We start from the raw sequence: 17,937 nt of genomic DNA, 5'->3' as shown, positions 1-17,937 counted from the left end.
ACACGATTCGGTCACCGGCCCTTGTCAGGGACGTACCGAAGCGACCGGTTCAGGAACCCGGCGACGTGTCGTACAGCCGCACCGTCGCCATGATCCTGCGTACGGTCGCGTCCGGGACCTCCTCGGAGACGCCCGCGGCGCCCACGAGGGACCAGGACAGCAGGGCCCCGTCCGGGTCCTTGAAGGCGAACGTGACCGCCTTGCCGTCGACGTCGCACCTGCCCTTGCGCTCCACCCCCGAGGACCGCGAGGTGGCGACGCTGCCCGTGATGCCGGAGGTGGTGGTGAAGCTGGTGACCGCGCCGGTCGAGACCTTCTTGCGGTCGGGCTGGGCGTACTGGCCGTAGACCCAGTTCGCCGAGGTCCCGCGGGCGGCCTCGGCGGCCGTCCCGGCGTCCTTCTCGGCCCGGGTGCCCACGTCGGCGAGCGAGGAGTAGTCGGTCCTGCCGTCCCTGTCGTCGTCCGCGCCGCACCACTTCTCCTTCAGCACGGCGGGGGCCTTCATGGCGGCCAGGATCTTCTCGTCGGAAGCGGCGTCGTCGGTGACGTAGTGGATCCAGGACTTGGAGCGCACCTGCCAGTCGGCGGGGACGTCGAAGGCGATGCCCGTGTCCGGGTTCACCACGACCTTCCACCCGGCGATCGTCGGCTTCTGCCCGCCCGAGGCCGAACGCGAGTCGTCCGCCGCCGGGGAGGCGGAGCCGGAGGCGGACGCGGAGGCGGAGGCGGTGGGGCCGGGACCGGCGTGGTCGTCGCTCTTGCCGCCGAGCAGCAGGAACCCGGTCACGCCCGCGGCGACGACCACGGCCGCGGCCGAGAGGACCGCCACCAGCTTGGTGCGGCCGCCGCCCGGCCGCCGCGGCGGCACCGATGCGGGCCGGTCCCAAGGGGCGGGCTGCTGGTAGGGGTTCGGCTGCTGCGGGCCGGACGGCGCGGGACCGGGCTGCTGGTACGGGTTCGGCTGCTGGTAGCCGGGCTGCTGGTACGGATTGTGCTGCGGGCCGCTCCCCGGCGGCTGTTCCCCTGGCCACATGGGCCGAAACGATACAGCGGTGATCGGAGCGCACTGGCCACGCCTGCTACTGACAAGTAACATGCGGCCACATGAGCGCAGACCAGATGTCGATCGGCGAGATGCTCGCCGCCACCGTGCCGATGGCCCGGACGCTGAACCTGGAGTTCGTGGAGACCTCCGCGGACCGGGCCGTGGTGTCCCTGCCGGACCAGGGCGCGTACCACAACCACGTGGGCGGCCCGCACGCCGGAGCGATGTTCACGCTCGGGGAGTCGGCCAGCGGCGCCATCGTGCTGGCCGCGTTCGGAGACCAGCTCGCGCGCGCCGTGCCGCTCGCCGTCCGTGCCGAGATCGCCTACCGGAAGCTGGCGATGGGCGCCGTCACGGCGACCGCGACCCTGGGTCGTCCGGCCGCCGAGGTCGTGGCCGAACTGGACGCCGGGCAGCGTCCCGAGTTCCCGGTCTCCGTCGAGATCCGGCGCGCGGACGGCGCCGTGACGGGCGAGATGAGCGTCGTGTGGACGCTGCGCCCCAACGGCTAGGGAGTGACGGGGGGCGGGGGCCCGGTTCGGGCTCCTTCTTGGTGCCGGCCTGCTTGGTACGCGCACTAGTTGACCGCCGTACGACTTTTCACCTCGCGGACGATTCCGAATACCGACGGTAACTAGCTCTAATTCAGGCTGAGTTCCACCTGAGGCATTATCAGTTCTTGTTTCGCGCACGGACCCTGTGCGAGGGTGGGCCACTCCTCCGGGGGTACGGCCGAGCCGTCCGGTTCCGGCCTTTGCCCCTGCAGGTATGCACCAATCAGGCACTGCTTTCCGATGGGGCGCCTTTCGGATGCCGCCCTGTCGGCTGGAAAGGAATCGGTTTCCCGTGCAGTCCCCTCACCCCCCACGCCCGCCGTACCCGCCCCGCCCCGGCGCCCTGCCCGGGGAGTCCGACCGTGATCTCGTCGCCCTCCTGGGCGGCCCCCACGCCCGCCGGCACCACGCCGTCGCCCTGCTGCTGGACCGGCACTGGCGGGCCACCCGGGACTACGCCGTCGTCTGCCTGGCCGCCGCCGACACCTCCGCCCGGCTGGTGGCCACCGCCGCCTTCCACCAGGTGCTCGGCAGGCCGAACGGCGGGCCGGCAGCGGGCGCCCTGCGTCCGCACCTGCTGGTCGCCGTCCGCGAGACCGTCCGCACCTGGGCCGCGGACGAGAGCGCGTGCGTGGTCATGCCCGAACTGCGCAAGCCCACCGGGGGCCGGGGTCTACGCGCGGCGATGTCCGCGGCCCCCGAAAAGCGGCAGCTCGCCGAACACGCATTCCAGGCGCTTCCCGGCGCTGCGCAATGCCTTCTGTGGCATACGGAGGTGGAGGCGGAACCCATAAACGTACCGGCCGGTCTGCTGGGCGTCGACACGGCCACCGCCGCGACCGCCCTGGAACAGGCGCGGGAGCAATTCCGGGCCGGTTGCGTACGTGCCCACCGGGAACTCGCGCCCACCAGTGAATGCCGCTTCCACAACCGACTCCTGGATGTGCCCATGCGGCGCGGCGGCCCCCTGCTCCCCGATGCGCGGGGGCATCTGACGGCCTGCCGCCACTGCCGGCACGCGGCCGAACAGCTCGGTCGATTCGACGGCGGACTGGACGTCCTGCTCGCCGAGACCGTGCTCGGCTGGGGCGCGCGCCGCTATCTCGACTCCCGCCCGGCCCGCCGTGCCTCACAGGAGGCGCCGTCCGGGTCCGCCGGCGCGCGCCCGGCGGCACGTGCGCCGGGCGGACGGCACCGCACGGTGCCCGAAGGCCGGATCCGTGCGACGGCCGACGCGAGCAGGCGCCGTACGGCCCTGGCGGTGGGCGCCGGGCTCACCTCCCTCGCGCTGCTGGCCACGGTGCTCGTCGCGGAGGGATGGTCCGACGAGGGGAGCGGCTCGCGCGCCACCCCCGTCGGCCACTCCGCTCGCCCAGGCGCCGCCGCCCGGCCGGCGGGCGGCCCGCCACCGCCCCGCCGATGGCGCCCGCTCCGGTACACCGGACTGGTGGGCGCGGCCGTCCCACCGGGTGCGCCGCCGGTCTTCTCCCCGGTGACGCGCACCCTGGCCGCCGTGCCGACGGGCGCGAATCCGCTGCCGGGCTGAGCCCCGAAAGGCCCCGGGGGGCGTGGGCCGGGATCGCGCGACCGGGCGTGGTCACCCGGACCAGGTAGCCTTCCTTTGGGGCCGCTGACCACACGACGCCCCGGCAGGCCGAGGACAGCGACACGGGAGGAACCGGCGGTGCACGTCCAGGAATGGCTCGACACGGTGCCCGCTGCCGCCGTCTACGCCGTCGTCGCCCTGGTGATCGGTCTGGAGAGCCTGGGCATCCCGCTGCCGGGTGAGATCGTCCTGGTCTCCGCGGCGCTGATGTCCTCCCAGCACACCGGCATCAACCCGGTCGTCCTCGGCGCGTGCGCGACCGCGGGCGCCGTGATCGGCGACTCCGTCGGCTACGCGATCGGCCGCAAGGGCGGACGGCCGCTGCTCGCCTGGCTGGGCGCGAAGTTCCCCCGGCACTTCAGCGAGGGCCATGTCGCCACCGCCGAGCGCTCCTTCGAGAAGTGGGGCATGTGGGCCGTCTTCTTCGGCCGCTTCGTCGCCCTCCTGCGGATCTTCGCCGGCCCCCTCGCGGGCGTCCTCCACATGCCGTACTGGAAGTTCCTGATCGCCAACGTGCTCGGCGGCATCTGCTGGGCGGGCGGCACCACGGCCGTCGTCTACTACGTGGGCGTCGTCGCGGAGGGCTGGCTGAAGAAGTTCTCGTACGTGGGCCTGGCGGTGGCGGTCGCGATCGGCCTGGCCTCCCTGCTGATCGTCAAGCGCAGGGCGAAGAAGGCGCAGACGGCGGCGGACCGGGAAGCGGAACCGGTGGGCGCCGGGGAGTGACACTCCCCTTGCACGGCCTACTCGTGCACCTCGCGGTGCGCCCTGCCCAGGTCCGCGTACAGCGTGCCGTTGAGGGTGACGCCCTCGCGCTCCTCGGCGGAGAGTTCCCGCCTGACCTTGGCCGGCACCCCCGCCACCAGTGACCCGGGCGGCACCACCATCCCCTGCGGGACCAGGGCCTGCGCCGCGACCAGCGACCCCGCCCCGATCACGGCGCCGTTCAGCACGGTCGCCCCCATCCCGACGAGGCAGTCGTCCTCGACGGTCGCCCCGTGGACCACCGCGTTGTGCCCGATGGACACCCGCTCGCCGATCCGGACCGGGAACCCGGGGTCGGCGTGCAGCGTCACGTTGTCCTGCACGTTCGCGTCCGCCTCCACGGTGATCCGCTCCACGTCGCCGCGCACCACCGCCCCGTACCAGACACTGGCCCCCGCGTGCAGCGTGACGTCGCCGATCACCGACGCCGTGGGCGCCACGAACGCCCCCGGGTCCACCTGGGGCTCCTTGCCGCCGATGCCCACGATCAGCGCCTTGTGCGTCATCACCGTCTCCTCGAGTCCGTGGTACACCGCACGGTACGACACCGGCTGGGGTGAAGATCACAGCAGGCCGCCCTCCGCCGAGGGGCGACCGGTGAGTAACGTGAGCCCGTGCCGAAGCGCAAGAACACGTTCTCGTCCTGGCGACGCCAGCTGGTGCAGCGCGCCGTCCACTCGGGCTGGTCCTGGGTGCAGCGCACGGGTTCGGTGACGGCCCGGCAGCCCGGCCGGCTCCGCTTCGGCGCGATCGGCGAGGCCACCCGGCTGGCCTTCCCGCTCGGTACGGTCTTCGGCGAGCCCTGGATCCACCTCGGTTCCCACTGCATCATCGGCGAGCAGGTCACGCTCACCGCCGGCCTGATGCCCGACCTGGACCTCGGCCCCGACCCGATCCTGCGCATCGGCGACGGCGTCGTGCTCGGCCGGGGCAGCCACGTCATCGCCGACACCACCGTCACGATCGGCCGCGACTGCTACTTCGGCCCGTACGTCTACGTCACCTCCACCAACCACTCCTACGACGACCCGCACGAGCCCATCGGCAGGCAGTGGCCGCGGATGGAGCCGGTGGAGATCGGCCCGGGCTGCTGGATCGGCACCGGCGCGGTGATCCTGCCGGGCGCGCGGATCGGCCGGAACGTGGTCGTGGCGGCCGGCGCCGTGGTGCGCGGGACCGTGCCCGACCACGCGGTGGTCGCGGGGGCGCCGGCCCGGGTCGTACGGCGCTGGACACCCGCCGACGGGTGGCAGCCCCCGCTGCGGACCCCCGCGCCGGTCCCGCTCCCGGACGGGATCACCCCCGAGCAGCTGCGCGCCCTCGCCGAGCTCGACGAGGAGGGCGCCGAGCGGCTGGCCCGCCTCGACGCCGACGGCTGAGCTCAGCCCGTCGCCAGCAGCACGGTCCCCAGCAGGGCGAGGCCCGCCCCGGCCGCCTGGACGCCGCGCAGCCGCTCGCTCAGGAAGCCGCGCGCGGCCAGTGCGGTCACCACCGGATAGAGCGACGCCAGAACGGCCGCCACGGTGACCGGGCCGTGCCGGGCGGCGAGGGCGTACGTGCCGTTGGCCGCCACGTCCGCCAGACCGACGAAGGCCAGCGCCGGCAGCGCGGTGCCGCCGAGCCCCGCCTCCGGCAGCGCGGGCGTACCCCGCCGGACCGACGCGTACAGCGCGGCACCGCCCGCCACGACACTCGTCGCCCGCTGTACGAAGAGGGCCAGGAACAGGCCCGTGACATTCGTCGAGGCCTCCGTGATCAGCGCGAACAGCGTGCCGAAGCCCAGCGCGGAGGCCAGCGTGAGCAGGATCGTCCGGCGCTGCACGGGCGCGCCCCGCAGTTGCGGGCCGGCGGCGAGGACGACACCGGTGACGGCCACCGCGATGCCCGCGACCTGGACCAGCCCCGGCCGTTCGCCGAGGACCAGGGCCACGCCGACGGGCACGGCCACGCTGAGCGTGGCGAGCGGGGAGACGACCCCCATGGGTCCCAGCGCGAGCGCCTTGTAGAAGGCGAACAGGGCCGCCGGACCGGCCAGGCCCGCGCCGACCGCGAACCACAGGCGCGGGCCCGCCTCGCTCCAGCCGCCGGTCGCGACGACGACCGCGCCCAGCACGGCCGCCGCGATCGCCTGCGAGGCGACCACCACCGTCAGGGCGGGTGTGCGTCGGGTCAGCAGTCCGCCGCCGAAGTCGGCCAGCCCCCACAGGAGACTGGTGGTCAGCGCCAAGAATGCTGTCACGGGCCACCTCGCAGTACAGTGCGGTGAACGAACGGGTACACCTCACCGTAGTTCAACAAGAAAAACTTTGTCATTCAACATAGTGGACTCTGACGGAACCGTGGATGTGACGTGTCGGACCTCGACCTGCTGACCCAGTCCCTGGCGCGCAACGTCAAGCGCTGGCGCACCGAGCGCGGCTTCACGCTGGACGTGCTGGCCGCCCGTGCCGGGGTCAGCCGGGGCATGCTCATCCAGATCGAGCAGGCCCGCACCAACCCCAGCATCGGCACCGTCGTCAAGATCGGCGACGCCCTCGGGGTCAGCGTCACCACGCTGCTCGACTACGAGCAGGGCCCCAAGGTGCGTGTCGTCCCCGCCGACCAGGCCGTCCGGCTCTGGCACACCGAGGCGGGCAGCTACAGCCGGCTGCTGGCCGGCACCGAGGCCCCCGGCCCGCTGGAGATGTGGGAGTGGCGCCTGATGCCCGGCGAGCACAGCCCGTCCGACCCGCACCCGGCCGGAACGGCCGAACTCGTCCACGTCACCGCCGGCGTCCTCACCCTCACCGTGGACGGCGTGCCGCACCAGGTCCCGGCGGGCGCCAGCGCCACCTTCGAGGCCGACGCCCCCCACACCTACGGCAACGACGGCGGCGTACCGGTGGAGATGGTCATGGCCGTCTCGGTGCCGCCCGTGCGCTGAACGGCCGCCGCCGGTGCTGTTAGCGTGCGGGCATGCGCGCGCCCATCGGAGACTTCGACACCGCCGTACCCGCACCCGACTGCCTCGACGAGCTGACCGCCCCGGTCGCCCAGGCCGTCCGCCACTGGCGGGGCAGCGTCCCCGCCGACCGGATCGTCTACGTCGACACCGACCCGCGCTGGGCCGACACGGCCGTCTTCGTCGAGCACTACGGGCGCGACCTGCTGGAGCGGTCGGCGAACTGCGTGGTCGTCGCCGGCAAGCGGGGCGGCGAGACCACGCTCGCGGCCTGCCTGGTGCTCTCCACCACCCGGGTCGACGTCAACGGCGCCGTGCGCCGCCGGCTCGGCGCCCGCAAGGCCTCCTTCGCCTCGGCGGACACCGCGACCGGCGAGACCGGCATGGAGTACGGCGGCATCACCCCGGTCGGGCTGCCCGCCGGCTGGCCGATCCTGCTGGACCCGGCCGTGGTCGACCTGCCCTACGTCCTGGTCGGCAGCGGACGCCGGCGCGGCAAGCTCCTCGTGCCGGGCAAGGCCCTCGCCGAACTGCCCGGCGCCGAGGTGATCGAGGGGCTCGGGATCGCCTGAGCCCGGCCCGCCGTGTGGTGGGCCGGTGCCAGGTGCGGGTCCGTGTCGACCGGCACCGGCGCGGGGTCGGTGTGCGCCAGCGCGGCGTGCGGCAGGGGGTGTCCCGGCTTCGACGGCGATCACCGCCGGCTCGGCTCGCAGCGGGAGCCCGATCCACCGCGGCTCGCCCACGCCGCACACACCGGGCACCACCTGCTCGGCCCGGTCGGCGGCGGCTGGGGGTGGGGTGCGGGCGTCCGCGGAGGTCAGCCCGCCGTGTGGTGGGCCAGTGCCAGGTGCGGGTCCGTCTCGCCCGGCACCGGCGCGGGATCGGCGTGCACCAGCGCGGCCATGAGCCCCGGCACGGCGTGCAGCAGGGCGTGCTCGGCTTCGACGGCGATCGCGTGGGCCTCTCGGACCGTCGCCCCGCCGTCCACCACCACCGCCAGTTCGGCCCGCAGCCGGTGCCCGATCCACCGCAGCCGCAGCTCGCCCACGCCCCGCACCCCCGGCACCGCGCGCACCGCCTGCTCGGCCCGGTCCACCAGGGCCGGGTCGACGGCGTCCAGCACCCGCCGGAACACCTCCCGCGCCGCGTCCCGCAGCACCAGCGCGATCGCCGCCGTGATCGCCAGCCCCACCACGGGGTCGGCCAGGCGCCACCCGAGCGCCGAGCCGCCGGCACCCAGCAGCACGGCCAGCGAGGCGAAGCCGTCCGTGCGGGCGTGCAGCCCGTCGGCGACCAGCGCGGCCGAGCCGATCTCCCGGCCCACCCGCATCCGGTACCGGGCGACCCACTCGTTGCCCGCGAACCCCACCAGCGCGGCCACCGCGACCGCCGGCAGGTGCGCGACCGGACGCGGGTCGAGGAGCCGGCCGACCGCCGTCCAGGCGGCGAACGCCGCGGAGGCGGCGATGGTCAGCACGATCACCAGCCCCGCCAGGTCCTCGGCGCGCCCGTAGCCGTAGGTGAACCGGCGGGTGGCCGCGCGCCGGCCGAGGACGAAGGCGATGCCCAGCGGTACGGCCGTCAGCGCGTCCGCCGCGTTGTGCACCGTGTCCCCGAGCAGCGCCACCGACCCGGAGAGCGCGACCACCACCGCCTGCGCGAGCGCGGTCGCGCCGAGCACCGCCAGCGAGACCCACAGCGCCCGCATGCCCCGCGCCGAGGACTCCAGGGCGGGATCGAGCTTGTCCGCGGTCTCGTGCGAGTGCGGGGTCAGCAGATGGCCGAGGCGGTGGCGCAGGCCGGGGGAGGGGTGGGCATGGCCGTGCGGCGTCTCGTGGTGCCGATGGGTGTGCCGGTCGCTCACGGGGATCCCCTTCCGTACGGGAGTGGACGTGCGGCGCCCACGAGGCCATTATGTGCGTATGAGCGCACGCATGCACCTATCACCTGCGCATCATGAGCAGCAGCGCACCGCGGGCGACGAGCAGTTCGCCGTCGCGGCCGACCTCCTCGCCCTGCTCGGCGACCGCACCCGCCTCACCCTGCTGCACGTCCTGGCGGCGGGCGAGGCCGACGTCACCACGCTCACCGGGGCCTGCGGCGCCGCCCGGCCCGCCGTCAGCCAGCACCTGGCCCGGCTGCGGCTGGCCGGGCTGGTGACCACGCGCAAGGAGGGCCGCCGGGTGGTCTACGCGCTGCGCGACGGCCATCTGCGCCGGCTGGTCGACGAGGCGCTGAAGGTGGCCGACCACCGCCTCGCCGAACGCCTCACGAGTCCGCCGGACGCCCGGACATGACGGTGTCCCGTCAGCCGCGGCGGGGCTGCCGCCGGGCTGACGGGACACACGGGTCCGGGTGCGGTCAGTGCGCCGGGGCGTCCGTGACCACGACCTCGTCGATGCTGCGCTCGATCGCCTCGGGCTTCGACGCGGTGGCCTTGGCCCAGTAGTAGATGCCGAGCGAGAAGACGGCCACCACCAGGATGTCCCACCACAGTGCGATGTAGCCCCGGCCGCCGAAGCTGCCCAGCCAGGAGATCGCGCCCATGCCCAGCAGGTAGCCGGGCAGCCACTGCGCCGCCTTGAAGTCCAGCCGCGGGGCGTCCGGCAGGTTCTTGCGGATCGCGTACCAGGCGTAGGAGCCCAGCAGCACGTAGCCGAGCAGGATCGCGAAGCCGAGGCGCCACAGGGTGTCCCAGCCGGACCAGTAGATGATCAGGTCGGCGACCACGAACGACAGCGGCGCGACGATCTTGCCGGCGGGCAGCCGGTACGGACGCTCCATGTGCGGCAGACGGTCGCTGAAGACGCCGTACGCCAGCGGCGCGCCCGCGTACATCAGGACGCTGGCCGAGGTGATGAAGCCCACCAGCTCCTGCCAGCTCGGGAACGGCAGGAAGCAGATCACGCCGGTGACGAACGCGATGATCAGACCGAACCACGGCACGCCCCGGCTGTCCGTCTTGGCGAACAGCTTCGGCGCGTAGCCGTTCTTCGCGAGGCCGTAGGAGACGCGGGAGGTGGCGGTGGTGTAGATCAGGCCGGTGCCGCCGGGGGAGATGATCGCGTCGAGGTAGAGCACGAAGCCCAGCCAGCCGAGGCCGACCACGGTGGCCAGGCCCGCCCAGGGGCCGCTGATGCCGGGGAAGTCCAGCTTCGCCCAGCCGTGCGCGAAGGAGCTGTGCGGCAGCGCGACGATGAACACGACCTGCAGCAGGATGTAGATCACGGCGCCGATCGCGACCGAGCCGAGGGTGGCGCGCGGCAGGTCCCGCTTCGGGTCGCGGCTCTCGCCGGCCAGCTGGATCGCCTGCTCGAAGCCGAGCAGGGCGAAGATGATGCCGCTGGAGCTGATCGCGCCGAGCACGCCCTTGGCGCCGAACGGAGCGAAGCCCTCGGAGGTGAAGTTGCCCGGGTGGAAGTTGCCGATCGCGATGATGAAGATCGCCGCGAGGGGGACCGCGATCTTCCACCAGGTGGCGGCGCTGTTGGTGTGCGCGAGGGCGCGGACACCGAAGAAGTTGACGGCGACGAAGATCGCCATCAGGACGACCGCGGTGATGAAACCGCTGGTGGAAAGCGTGCCGTCGGCGTGCTGCAGGCCGTCGGCCCACTTCCAGTGCTTGGCGTACCCGATCATGGCCTCGACCTCGATCGGGGCCACGGTCGCCGCCTGGAGCCAGGAGAACCAGCCGAACGACATGCCGGCCAGGCCGCCGAACGCGTAGTGCGGGTAGCGGGCGGTGCCGCCCGCCACCGGGAACATGCCGCCGAGTTCGGCGTGCACCAGCGCCAGCAGCACGATGGCCACCGCGCCGATCACCCACGAGATGATCGCCGCGGGACCGGCCACCACGACCGCCTTCTCGGCGCCGAAGAGCCAACCGGACCCGATGATGGAGCCCACCGAGGCCCACATCAGTCCGATCAGCCCCACGTCCCGGCGCAGGCCGCCCGGGGCTTTCGTGGCAGCCGGCGCCGCATGGTCGACTTTCACCATGTCAAGTGGCCTCTCAGATCGTAAACGCAGGATTAACGAGCAAGGACGCCACAGGTTAGGAAGTCTTTCCGTGCCGACAGAAGAGCGGTTGCCAAAATTTGACCCGGGATCTTGCCCGTCTTGGGGAGAGCCTTGTCACAGGTCAGACCACGGGTCGAATGTCAATATTCAGCGGAGAATTGTGAGAAGACAGTGAGACAGGTCATGGCGTGGGTCGCGGCAGACGGGGAATTTCGATTGCCGGGCAGCGGTCCATGACCATGTCCAGACCCGCCGCCCGGGTCCGTTCGAAGGCCGCCTCGTCCACCACGCCCAGCTGGAACCAGACCGCCTTCGCCCCCTTCGCCACCGCCTCGCCGGCGACCGCACCGGCCAGCTCGCTGTTGACGAACACGTCGACCACGTCCACCTCGAACGGGATGTCCGCGAGCGAGGCGTACCCCTGCTCGCCGTGCACCGTCTCCGCCTTGGGGTGCACCGGCACGATCCGCTTGCCGAACCGCTGCAGGACCTGCGCCACCCCGTACGCGGCCCGGCCGCGGTTCGCGGACAGGCCGACCACCGCCCAGGTGTCGCCCAGTTCCGTCAGGATTTTGCGGACCGTCGCTTCGTCGCCGTACACACGCGCCTCCTCAAGGCCGCGGGGAAGATTCGTCCGGGCAACAGCGCCCGTCAGGGGCTGATTCCCGCGCCGGTACCCCGCCACAGCGCCCGGAATCGGCGCAAGGTGCCCGCGTACGGCCGCCCGCACGCCTACGCTCGGGCCGTGCTGCGCATCCTCGACGCCCGAACCGGTGAGCCCGTCGCCGCCGCGCCCGCCCGGCGCGGCCTGACCCGCATCGAGGCCCACGCCTCGGGCCTCGACCCGACGGCCCTGCGTGTCCTGCTCACCGCCGACCTCCTCGTCCGCGCCCTGGAGATCGGCGGCACCCCCGTCTGGGCGACCCTCAGCGCACCCCGTGACCAGGCCGAACTCCGCAGCGCCGCGACCACCCTCGCCATCCGCCCCTTCGAGGACGGCCGCGATCTGGCGACGGGCCTGGGGGAGGCCCAGGCGGTCCACGTCCTGGCGGAGGGCGACCGGGCGCCCGGGGCGGGGACGCTGCTGACGGTGGCTCCCGTGCTCTGGCCCGGGGGCCGGCCGCCGCTCGCGGCCCTCCTCTCCTCTCCCACCGCCCTGCGCCTCGCGCTGCTCTCCGTCCCGCGGAGCGAGCCGGTGCGGCTCGACGCCGGCGTGCTGGACGAGGCCGGACGCCGGCTCGCCCACTGGCGCCGGGCCGTGGCCGGCTGGGCGCGGCACCCCTCGCGGCCGGTGCCCGACCACGTGCGGGCGCGGCTGCGGGCCGCCTGGGAGGACGACCTCGACCTGCCCGCCGTGCTCCGCGTGCTGCGCGACGTGGAGAGCGCCCCGGACCTGCCGGACGGCGCCCGCTTCGAGACCTGCGCGCACGCCGACCGGTTGCTCGCCCTGGACCTCACGCGCGACATCGGGAGCCTGTCGTGATCGAGCGGGCGGGCGCCGGCCCGCTGCGGCGGCTGGTGGTCCTGCGGCATGCCAAGTCCGCCTGGCCGGAGGGCGTGGCGGACCACCGCCGCCCGCTCGCGCCGCGCGGCCTGCGGGACGCCCCGGCCGCCGGCCGGGCCCTCGCCGAGGCCGACTGCCTGCCGGACCTCGCCCTGTGCTCCACCGCCACCCGCGCCCGCCGCACCTGGGAACTGACCTCCGCCGAGTGGGGCACCCCGCCCCCGGTGCGGTACGACCGGCGGCTGTACGCGGCCGCCGCACCCGAGTTGCTCGAAGTGGTGCGCGAAACCCCGCGCGCTGTGGAGACGCTGCTGCTGGTCGGGCACAACCCGGGGGTGCAGGAACTGGTCCTGGCGCTGGCCGGGGACGGCCTCGACGACTCGCTCGACCAGGCGCGCGCGAAGTTCCCGACCTCCGCGATCGCCGTCCTGGCCTGGCGCGGCACCGGCTGGCAGGCCCTCGGCCCGGGCACGGCCCTGCTGACGTCGTTCACCGTGCCGCGCGGCGAGAAGGACCGGAAGAAGGAGAGGAAGGGGAAGAAGGGCGGGAGGAAGGGGTAGCGAGGGCGGTCCGGCGCGCCGCATAGGCTGGCGGGATGCAGGACGAGTACCGCACCGTCGCCCGCGCGGGCGTGCACGAGACCGAGATCAACCGCTCCCGCTTCCTGTGCGCGCTCGCCCCCGCCGCCACCGAGCAGGAGGCCCAGCGGTTCATCGCGGCCGTGCGCAAGGAGCACGCCGACGCCACGCACAACTGCTGGGCGTACGTCATCGGCGCCGACGCCTCCGTCCAGAAGGCCAGCGACGACGGCGAACCGGGCGGCACCGCCGGCGTCCCCATGCTCCAGATGCTGCTGCGCCGTGACATGCGGTACGTCGTCGCCGTCGTCACCCGCTACTACGGCGGCGTCAAGCTCGGCGCCGGCGGGCTCATCCGCGCCTACGGCGGAGCGGTCGGCGAGGCCCTCGACGTGCTCGGCACCCGCACCCGGCGCCGCTTCCGGCTGGCCACGGTGACCGTCGACCACCAGCGCGCGGGCAAGCTGCAGAACGACCTCAGGGCCACCGGACGCGAGGTGCGCGACGCCCGCTACGGCGAGGCCGTCACCCTCGGGATCGCGCTGCCGGACGCGGACGTGGACGCCTTCCGCGCGTGGCTGGCGGACGCGACGGCCGGCACGGCGGGCTTCGAACTGGGCGGGGAGGCGTACGGAGACGCATGACACACACCCTTGCAAAAAGCGGTATTTGTATCTAATCGGGCATAACGTTCCCGTGGGGGGCGGGGGATGACGGGCTGATACGGGAGTAACCGCCCGTGATGTCAGACCCGGCCGTTAGTCTCGGGGATCATGCGCATCCTGCACACGTCCGACTGGCACCTGGGCCGGTCCTTCCACCGGGTGAACATGCTCGGGGCCCAGGCCGGCTTCATCGGTCACCTGGTCGCCACCGTGCGCGAGCGCGCGGTGGACGCGGTGGTCGTGTCGGGGGACGTGTACGACCGGGCGGTGCCCCCGCTCGCCGCGGTCGAGCTGTTCGACGACGCCCTGCACCGCCTCGCCGCCCTCGGCGTGCCGACGGTGATGATCTCCGGCAACCACGACTCCGCCCGCCGCCTCGGCGTCGGCGCCGGGCTCATCGACCGCGCGGGCATCCACCTGCGCACCGAGCCGTCCGCGGCTGGCACCCCGGTGGTGCTGGCGGACGCCCACGGGGACGTGGCCTTCTACGGGCTGCCCTATCTCGAACCGGCGCTGGTCAAGGACGAGTTCGGCGTCGACCGGGCGGGTCACGAGGCCGTGCTGGCGGCCGCCATGGACCGGGTCCGCGCCGACCTCGCCACGCGCGCGCCCGGCACCCGGTCCGTCGTCCTCGCCCACGCCTTCGTCACCGGCGGCCGGGCCAGCGACAGCGAGCGGGACATCACCGTCGGCGGCGTGGCCGCCGTACCCGCGGGTGTCTTCGACGGCGTCGACTACGTGGCGCTCGGCCACCTGCACGGCTGCCAGACCCTCACCGAGCGCGTGCGTTACTCGGGCTCCCCGCTCGCCTACTCCTTCTCCGAGGCCGACCAGCGCAAGAGCATGTGGCTCGTCGACCTGGACGCCGGCGGCGCCGTCAGCGCCGAGCGCCTCGACTGCCCGGCGCCGCGCCCGCTGGCCCGCATCCGGGGCACCCTGGAGGACCTGCTCGCCGACCCGGCGCTGGCCCGCCACACGGACGCCTGGGTGGAGGCCACCCTCACCGACGCGGTCCGCCCGGCCGACCCCATGGCCCGGCTCACCGAGCGCTTCCCGCACACGCTCAGCCTCGTCTTCGCGCCCGAGCGGGCCCCGGACGACCCCGAGGTCTCCTACGCCCGGCGGCTCGCGGGCCGCAGCGACCAGCAGATCGCCGAGGACTTCGTCGCCCACGTCCGCGGGGCCGGGCCCGACGAACGGGAGGCGGCCGTGCTCCGCGACGCCTTCGACGCGGTGCGCGCCGACGCCGCCGTCCTGGAGGTCGCGCGATGAGGCTGCACCGGCTCGACATCACCGCCTTCGGGCCCTTCGGCGGCACCCAGAGCGTCGACTTCGACGCCCTGTCCGCCGCCGGGCTCTTCCTGCTGCACGGCCCGACCGGCGCCGGCAAGACCTCCGTCCTGGACGCCGTCTGCTACGCGCTCTACGGCTCCGTGCCCGGCGCCCGGCAGAGCGGCCAGGGCATGAACCTGCGCAGCGACCACGCCGAACCGGGCACCCGTACCGAGGTCCGGCTGGAACTGACGGTCGCCGGACGCCGGCTGGAGCTCACCCGGCAGCCGCCGTGGGAACGTCGCAAGCTGCGCGGCGCGGGCACGACCGTCGACAAGGCCCAGACCTGGCTGCGCGAGTACGACGCCCCGGCCGGCGCCTGGAAGGACCTCAGCCGCTCCCACCAGGAGATCGGTGAGGAGATCACCCAGCTCCTCGGCATGAGCCGCGAGCAGTTCTGCCAGGTCGTCCTGCTGCCCCAGGGCGACTTCGCCCGCTTCCTGCGCGCCGACGCCGAGGCCCGCGGCCGGCTGCTGGGCCGCCTCTTCGACACGCAGCGCTTCGCCGACGCGGAGAAACGGCTCGCCGAACGCCGGCGCGCGACCGAGGCGCGGGTACGGGAGGGCGACGCCGCGCTCCTCGCCGACGCGCACCGGATGCAGCAGGAGGCGGGCGACGCCATGGAGCTGCCCGAGCTGGCCCCCGGCGAACCGGGCCTCGCCGAGGCCGTGCTCGGCGCCGCCGCCGTCGCCCGCAGCACCGCCCGCGAACGCCTCGCCCTCGCCCACTGCCGCCTGGCCGGCGCCGAGTCCGCCCACGCCGCCGCCCGGCGCGCCCTGGAGGACGTGCGCGAACTCGCCCGGCTGCAGGGCCGGTTCGCCGAGGCCCGGCAGCGGGCCGAGCGCCTCCAGGAGCGGTCCGGCGCCCACCGCGAGGACGAGGAGCGCATGCGGCGGGCCCGCAAGGCGGAGGCGGTGGCGCCCGCGCTCGAGCTGCGGGAGGCCGCCGAGGCCGAGCACCTCGCGGCCGCCGGGGCCGAGGCACGCGCGCGTGCCGCGCTCCCCGGCTCCCGCGCCGGCGACGGCCCGGCCGGCCTCGCGGCCGCCGCCCGCCGCGCCGCCGAGGAACTGGGCGGCCTGGAGGCGGCCCGCCGCGCGGAGGCACGCCTCACCGCCCTGGTCGAGGAGCGGGCCGGGCTGGACCGGCAGGAGCGCGCCGACGAGGAGGCGTTGCGCGAGGCCGACACCTGGCTCGCCGAGTGGGACGGCCTGCGCACGGCGCTGCAGTCCCGCATCGAGTCCGCCCAGGAGGCCGCCACCCGCGCCGAGCAGCTCGCCGTCCGGCGCGAGCCCGCCCAGCGGCGCCTCACCGCGGCACGCACCCGCGACGCCCTCGCCGCGGACCTCGAGGCCGCCCGCCGCCGGGCGCTCGCCTCCGGGCAGCGCGCCCTCGACGCCCGCGCCCACTGGCTGGACCTCAAGGAGCGGCGCCTGAACGGCATCGCCGCCGAACTGGCCGCGCACCTGACCGACGGCGAGCCCTGCGCCGTCTGCGGAGCCACCGAACACCCCGCGCCCGCCCGCAAGGACGCCGGGCACGTCGGCCGCGCCGCCGAGGAACAGGCCCTGGCCGCCTCCCGCAGCGCCGAGGAGGAGCACACCGGGGACGAGCGGCGCCTCGGCGACCTCCGCGAGGCCCTGGCCGCCGCCACCGCCGAGGCCGGCGACATACCCACCGCCCAACTCGCGTCCGAAGCAGAGGCACTGGAGCAGGAGTACGCGCGCGCCCGCCGCGCCGCGTCCGCCCTGCACGCCGCGCACGAGGAGCTGCGCAAGGCCGAACGGGAACGCGAGCAGCGGCTGGACGCCCGCCAGCAGGCCGCCGTCCGCACCGCCTCCCGCGTCACCCGGCGCGACACCCTGGACCGCGAACGGGCCACTCTGGAGGAGGAGCTGGCACGGGCGCGCGGAACCGCCGCCAGTGTGGCCGCCCGCGCCGCCCAGCTGGAGCGGCGGGCCGCCCTGCTCACCGACGCCGCCGACGCCGCCCGCGCCGCCGAGGACGCCGCCCAGCGGCTCAAGGACGCCGATGCCCGCCTCGCCGACGCCGCCTACCGCGCGGGCTTCGACACCCCCCGGGACGCGGCCGCCGCCCTCCTCGACGACACGGCCCACCGCGAGCTCCAACGCCGCCTGGACGCCTGGCAGTCCGAGGAGGCGGCCGTCCGCGCCATGCTGGCCGAGACCGACGCCGCGGCCGCCGCCCAGCAGCCCCCCGCCGACCTCGCGGCGGCGCAGCGGACCGCGGCCGATGCCGAACGGCGGCTGCGGGAGGCCGCCTCCGCGCGCGACGCCGCGGCCCGCTGCTGCACCGAACTGGACCGCCTCTCCGCCCGCGCCACCGACGCCGTGCGCCGGCTCGGCCCGCTGCGCGAGGAGTACGACCGGGTGGCCCGCCTCGCCGCCCTCGCCGCGGGCACCTCCGCCGAGAACGAACGCCGCATGCGCCTGGAGTCCTACGTCCTCGCGGCCCGTCTGGAGCAGGTCGCCGCCGCCGCGACCGTACGCCTGCGGCGGATGTCCTCCGGCCGCTACACCCTGGTCCACTCCGACGACCGCACCGGGCGCGGCCGCAGCGGCCTCGGCCTCCACGTCGTCGACGCCTGGACCGGCCGCGAGCGGGACACCGCCAGCCTCTCCGGCGGCGAGACCTTCTTCGCCTCCCTCGCCCTCGCCCTCGGCCTCGCCGACGTCGTCACCGACGAGGCGGGCGGTGTCCGGCTGGACACCCTCTTCATCGACGAGGGCTTCGGCAGCCTCGACGACCAGACCCTGGACGAGGTCCTCGACGTCCTCGACTCCCTGCGCGAACACGACCGCAGCGTGGGCATCGTCAGCCACGTCCCCGACCTGCGCCGCCGCATCCACGCGCAACTGGAGGTCCTGAAGGGCAGATCGGGCTCCGCGCTGCGGCAGCGCGGCGTGTGA

18 protein-coding genes are annotated in these 17,937 nt (G+C 74.5%); 12 read left to right on the top strand and 6 right to left on the bottom strand.

Features of this window, described 5'->3' with window-relative positions; genetic code table 11:
* Window positions 1-49: 49 nt before the first annotated feature.
* Window positions 50-1,033 carry a DUF8017 domain-containing protein gene (locus tag AQJ66_RS07125; RefSeq protein WP_061918138.1) on the bottom strand — a complete coding sequence of 328 codons (984 nt, stop codon included), beginning with the start codon at window positions 1,031-1,033 and terminating at the stop codon, window positions 50-52.
* A 71-nt stretch (window positions 1,034-1,104) separates the two neighbouring features.
* Here AQJ66_RS07125 and AQJ66_RS07120 point away from each other — a divergent pair, with 71 nt between their 5' ends.
* From AQJ66_RS07120 to AQJ66_RS07110, 3 genes are all read left to right on the top strand, one after another.
* Entirely contained in the window at window positions 1,105-1,557 is a 453-nt protein-coding gene (locus tag AQJ66_RS07120; RefSeq protein ID WP_208611294.1) for a DUF4442 domain-containing protein, read from the top strand.
* 334 nt (window positions 1,558-1,891) lie between these two features.
* Window positions 1,892-3,145: a hypothetical protein gene (locus tag AQJ66_RS07115; protein ID WP_061918134.1), complete on the top strand. Its 1,254-nt coding sequence runs from the start codon at window positions 1,892-1,894 to the stop codon at window positions 3,143-3,145.
* Between the two features lie 138 nt (window positions 3,146-3,283).
* On the top strand, window positions 3,284-3,931 hold the full coding sequence (locus AQJ66_RS07110) for a DedA family protein (RefSeq protein ID WP_061918132.1): 648 nt from the start codon (window positions 3,284-3,286) through the stop codon (window positions 3,929-3,931).
* Window positions 3,932-3,948: 17 nt separating this feature from the next.
* Here AQJ66_RS07110 and AQJ66_RS07105 read toward each other — a convergent pair whose 3' ends face one another.
* Window positions 3,949-4,476: a gamma carbonic anhydrase family protein gene (locus AQJ66_RS07105; RefSeq protein WP_061918365.1), complete on the bottom strand. Its 528-nt coding sequence runs from the start codon at window positions 4,474-4,476 to the stop codon at window positions 3,949-3,951.
* Window positions 4,477-4,584: 108 nt separating this feature from the next.
* Between AQJ66_RS07105 and AQJ66_RS07100 the strand changes: the two genes are divergently transcribed.
* Entirely contained in the window at window positions 4,585-5,349 is a 765-nt protein-coding gene (locus AQJ66_RS07100) for an acyltransferase (protein WP_061918130.1), read from the top strand.
* Window positions 5,350-5,351: 2 nt separating this feature from the next.
* Here AQJ66_RS07100 and AQJ66_RS07095 read toward each other — a convergent pair whose 3' ends face one another.
* A complete protein-coding gene (locus AQJ66_RS07095) occupies window positions 5,352-6,209 on the bottom strand; it encodes a DMT family transporter (protein ID WP_061918128.1) in 858 nt (285 codons plus the stop codon).
* 111 nt (window positions 6,210-6,320) lie between these two features.
* Between AQJ66_RS07095 and AQJ66_RS07090 the strand changes: the two genes are divergently transcribed.
* Both AQJ66_RS07090 and AQJ66_RS07085 read left to right on the top strand, forming a co-directional pair.
* The gene (locus AQJ66_RS07090) at window positions 6,321-6,893 is read left to right on the top strand and encodes a helix-turn-helix domain-containing protein (protein ID WP_061918126.1); all 573 of its coding nucleotides are present in this window, start codon (window positions 6,321-6,323) and stop codon (window positions 6,891-6,893) included.
* Between the two features lie 32 nt (window positions 6,894-6,925).
* Window positions 6,926-7,483: a YbaK/EbsC family protein gene (locus AQJ66_RS07085; RefSeq protein WP_061918124.1), complete on the top strand. Its 558-nt coding sequence runs from the start codon at window positions 6,926-6,928 to the stop codon at window positions 7,481-7,483.
* A gap of 245 nt (window positions 7,484-7,728) precedes the next feature.
* Here AQJ66_RS07085 and AQJ66_RS07080 read toward each other — a convergent pair whose 3' ends face one another.
* On the bottom strand, window positions 7,729-8,775 hold the full coding sequence (locus AQJ66_RS07080) for a cation diffusion facilitator family transporter (RefSeq protein ID WP_061918122.1): 1,047 nt from the start codon (window positions 8,773-8,775) through the stop codon (window positions 7,729-7,731).
* Window positions 8,776-8,833: 58 nt separating this feature from the next.
* Here AQJ66_RS07080 and AQJ66_RS07075 point away from each other — a divergent pair, with 58 nt between their 5' ends.
* Window positions 8,834-9,208 carry an ArsR/SmtB family transcription factor gene (locus AQJ66_RS07075; protein ID WP_061918120.1) on the top strand — a complete coding sequence of 125 codons (375 nt, stop codon included), beginning with the start codon at window positions 8,834-8,836 and terminating at the stop codon, window positions 9,206-9,208.
* Between the two features lie 64 nt (window positions 9,209-9,272).
* Here AQJ66_RS07075 and AQJ66_RS07070 read toward each other — a convergent pair whose 3' ends face one another.
* Both AQJ66_RS07070 and AQJ66_RS07065 read right to left on the bottom strand, forming a co-directional pair.
* Window positions 9,273-10,910: an APC family permease gene (locus AQJ66_RS07070; RefSeq protein WP_061918118.1), complete on the bottom strand. Its 1,638-nt coding sequence runs from the start codon at window positions 10,908-10,910 to the stop codon at window positions 9,273-9,275.
* Window positions 10,911-11,112: 202 nt separating this feature from the next.
* On the bottom strand, window positions 11,113-11,532 hold the full coding sequence (locus tag AQJ66_RS07065; protein ID WP_061918116.1) for a CoA-binding protein: 420 nt from the start codon (window positions 11,530-11,532) through the stop codon (window positions 11,113-11,115).
* A gap of 144 nt (window positions 11,533-11,676) precedes the next feature.
* On the opposite strand from AQJ66_RS07065, the gene AQJ66_RS07060 reads away from it, so the two are divergent.
* The 5 genes from AQJ66_RS07060 to AQJ66_RS07040 all read left to right on the top strand — a co-directional run bounded on the left by AQJ66_RS07060 (window position 11,677) and on the right by AQJ66_RS07040 (window position 17,937).
* A complete protein-coding gene (locus AQJ66_RS07060) occupies window positions 11,677-12,414 on the top strand; it encodes a hypothetical protein (protein WP_061918363.1) in 738 nt (245 codons plus the stop codon).
* On the top strand, window positions 12,411-12,995 hold the full coding sequence (locus tag AQJ66_RS07055; RefSeq protein ID WP_061918113.1) for a SixA phosphatase family protein: 585 nt from the start codon (window positions 12,411-12,413) through the stop codon (window positions 12,993-12,995). Before AQJ66_RS07060 ends, AQJ66_RS07055 begins: the two co-directional genes overlap by 4 nt.
* A gap of 35 nt (window positions 12,996-13,030) precedes the next feature.
* Window positions 13,031-13,657, top strand: a complete 627-nt coding sequence (locus AQJ66_RS07050; protein ID WP_061918111.1) for a YigZ family protein — start codon at window positions 13,031-13,033, stop codon at window positions 13,655-13,657.
* A 129-nt stretch (window positions 13,658-13,786) separates the two neighbouring features.
* Window positions 13,787-14,950 carry an exonuclease SbcCD subunit D gene (locus AQJ66_RS07045; RefSeq protein ID WP_061918109.1) on the top strand — a complete coding sequence of 388 codons (1,164 nt, stop codon included), beginning with the start codon at window positions 13,787-13,789 and terminating at the stop codon, window positions 14,948-14,950.
* On the top strand, window positions 14,947-17,937 hold the full coding sequence (locus tag AQJ66_RS07040; protein ID WP_061918107.1) for an AAA family ATPase: 2,991 nt from the start codon (window positions 14,947-14,949) through the stop codon (window positions 17,935-17,937). The genes AQJ66_RS07045 and AQJ66_RS07040 overlap by 4 nt, the downstream gene beginning before the upstream one ends.

Origin of the sequence: Streptomyces bungoensis (assembly GCF_001514215.1) — a bacterium.
Lineage (GTDB): Bacteria > Actinomycetota > Actinomycetes > Streptomycetales > Streptomycetaceae > Streptomyces > Streptomyces bungoensis.
This window is presented reverse-complemented; position numbering and strand designations above follow the sequence as displayed.

Coding starts and splice junctions, on each gene's coding strand:
- AQJ66_RS07085 (WP_061918124.1), top strand. CDS start 6,926: ATGCGCGCGCCCATCGGAGACTTCGACACCGCCGTACCCGCACCCGAC.
- AQJ66_RS07125 (WP_061918138.1), bottom strand. CDS start 1,033: ATGTGGCCAGGGGAACAGCCGCCGGGGAGCGGCCCGCAGCACAATCCG.
- AQJ66_RS07075 (WP_061918120.1), top strand. CDS start 8,834: ATGAGCGCACGCATGCACCTATCACCTGCGCATCATGAGCAGCAGCGC.
- AQJ66_RS07120 (WP_208611294.1), top strand. CDS start 1,105: ATGAGCGCAGACCAGATGTCGATCGGCGAGATGCTCGCCGCCACCGTG.
- AQJ66_RS07040 (WP_061918107.1), top strand. CDS start 14,947: ATGAGGCTGCACCGGCTCGACATCACCGCCTTCGGGCCCTTCGGCGGC.
- AQJ66_RS07070 (WP_061918118.1), bottom strand. CDS start 10,910: ATGGTGAAAGTCGACCATGCGGCGCCGGCTGCCACGAAAGCCCCGGGC.
- AQJ66_RS07050 (WP_061918111.1), top strand. CDS start 13,031: ATGCAGGACGAGTACCGCACCGTCGCCCGCGCGGGCGTGCACGAGACC.
- AQJ66_RS07045 (WP_061918109.1), top strand. CDS start 13,787: ATGCGCATCCTGCACACGTCCGACTGGCACCTGGGCCGGTCCTTCCAC.
- AQJ66_RS07105 (WP_061918365.1), bottom strand. CDS start 4,476: ATGACGCACAAGGCGCTGATCGTGGGCATCGGCGGCAAGGAGCCCCAG.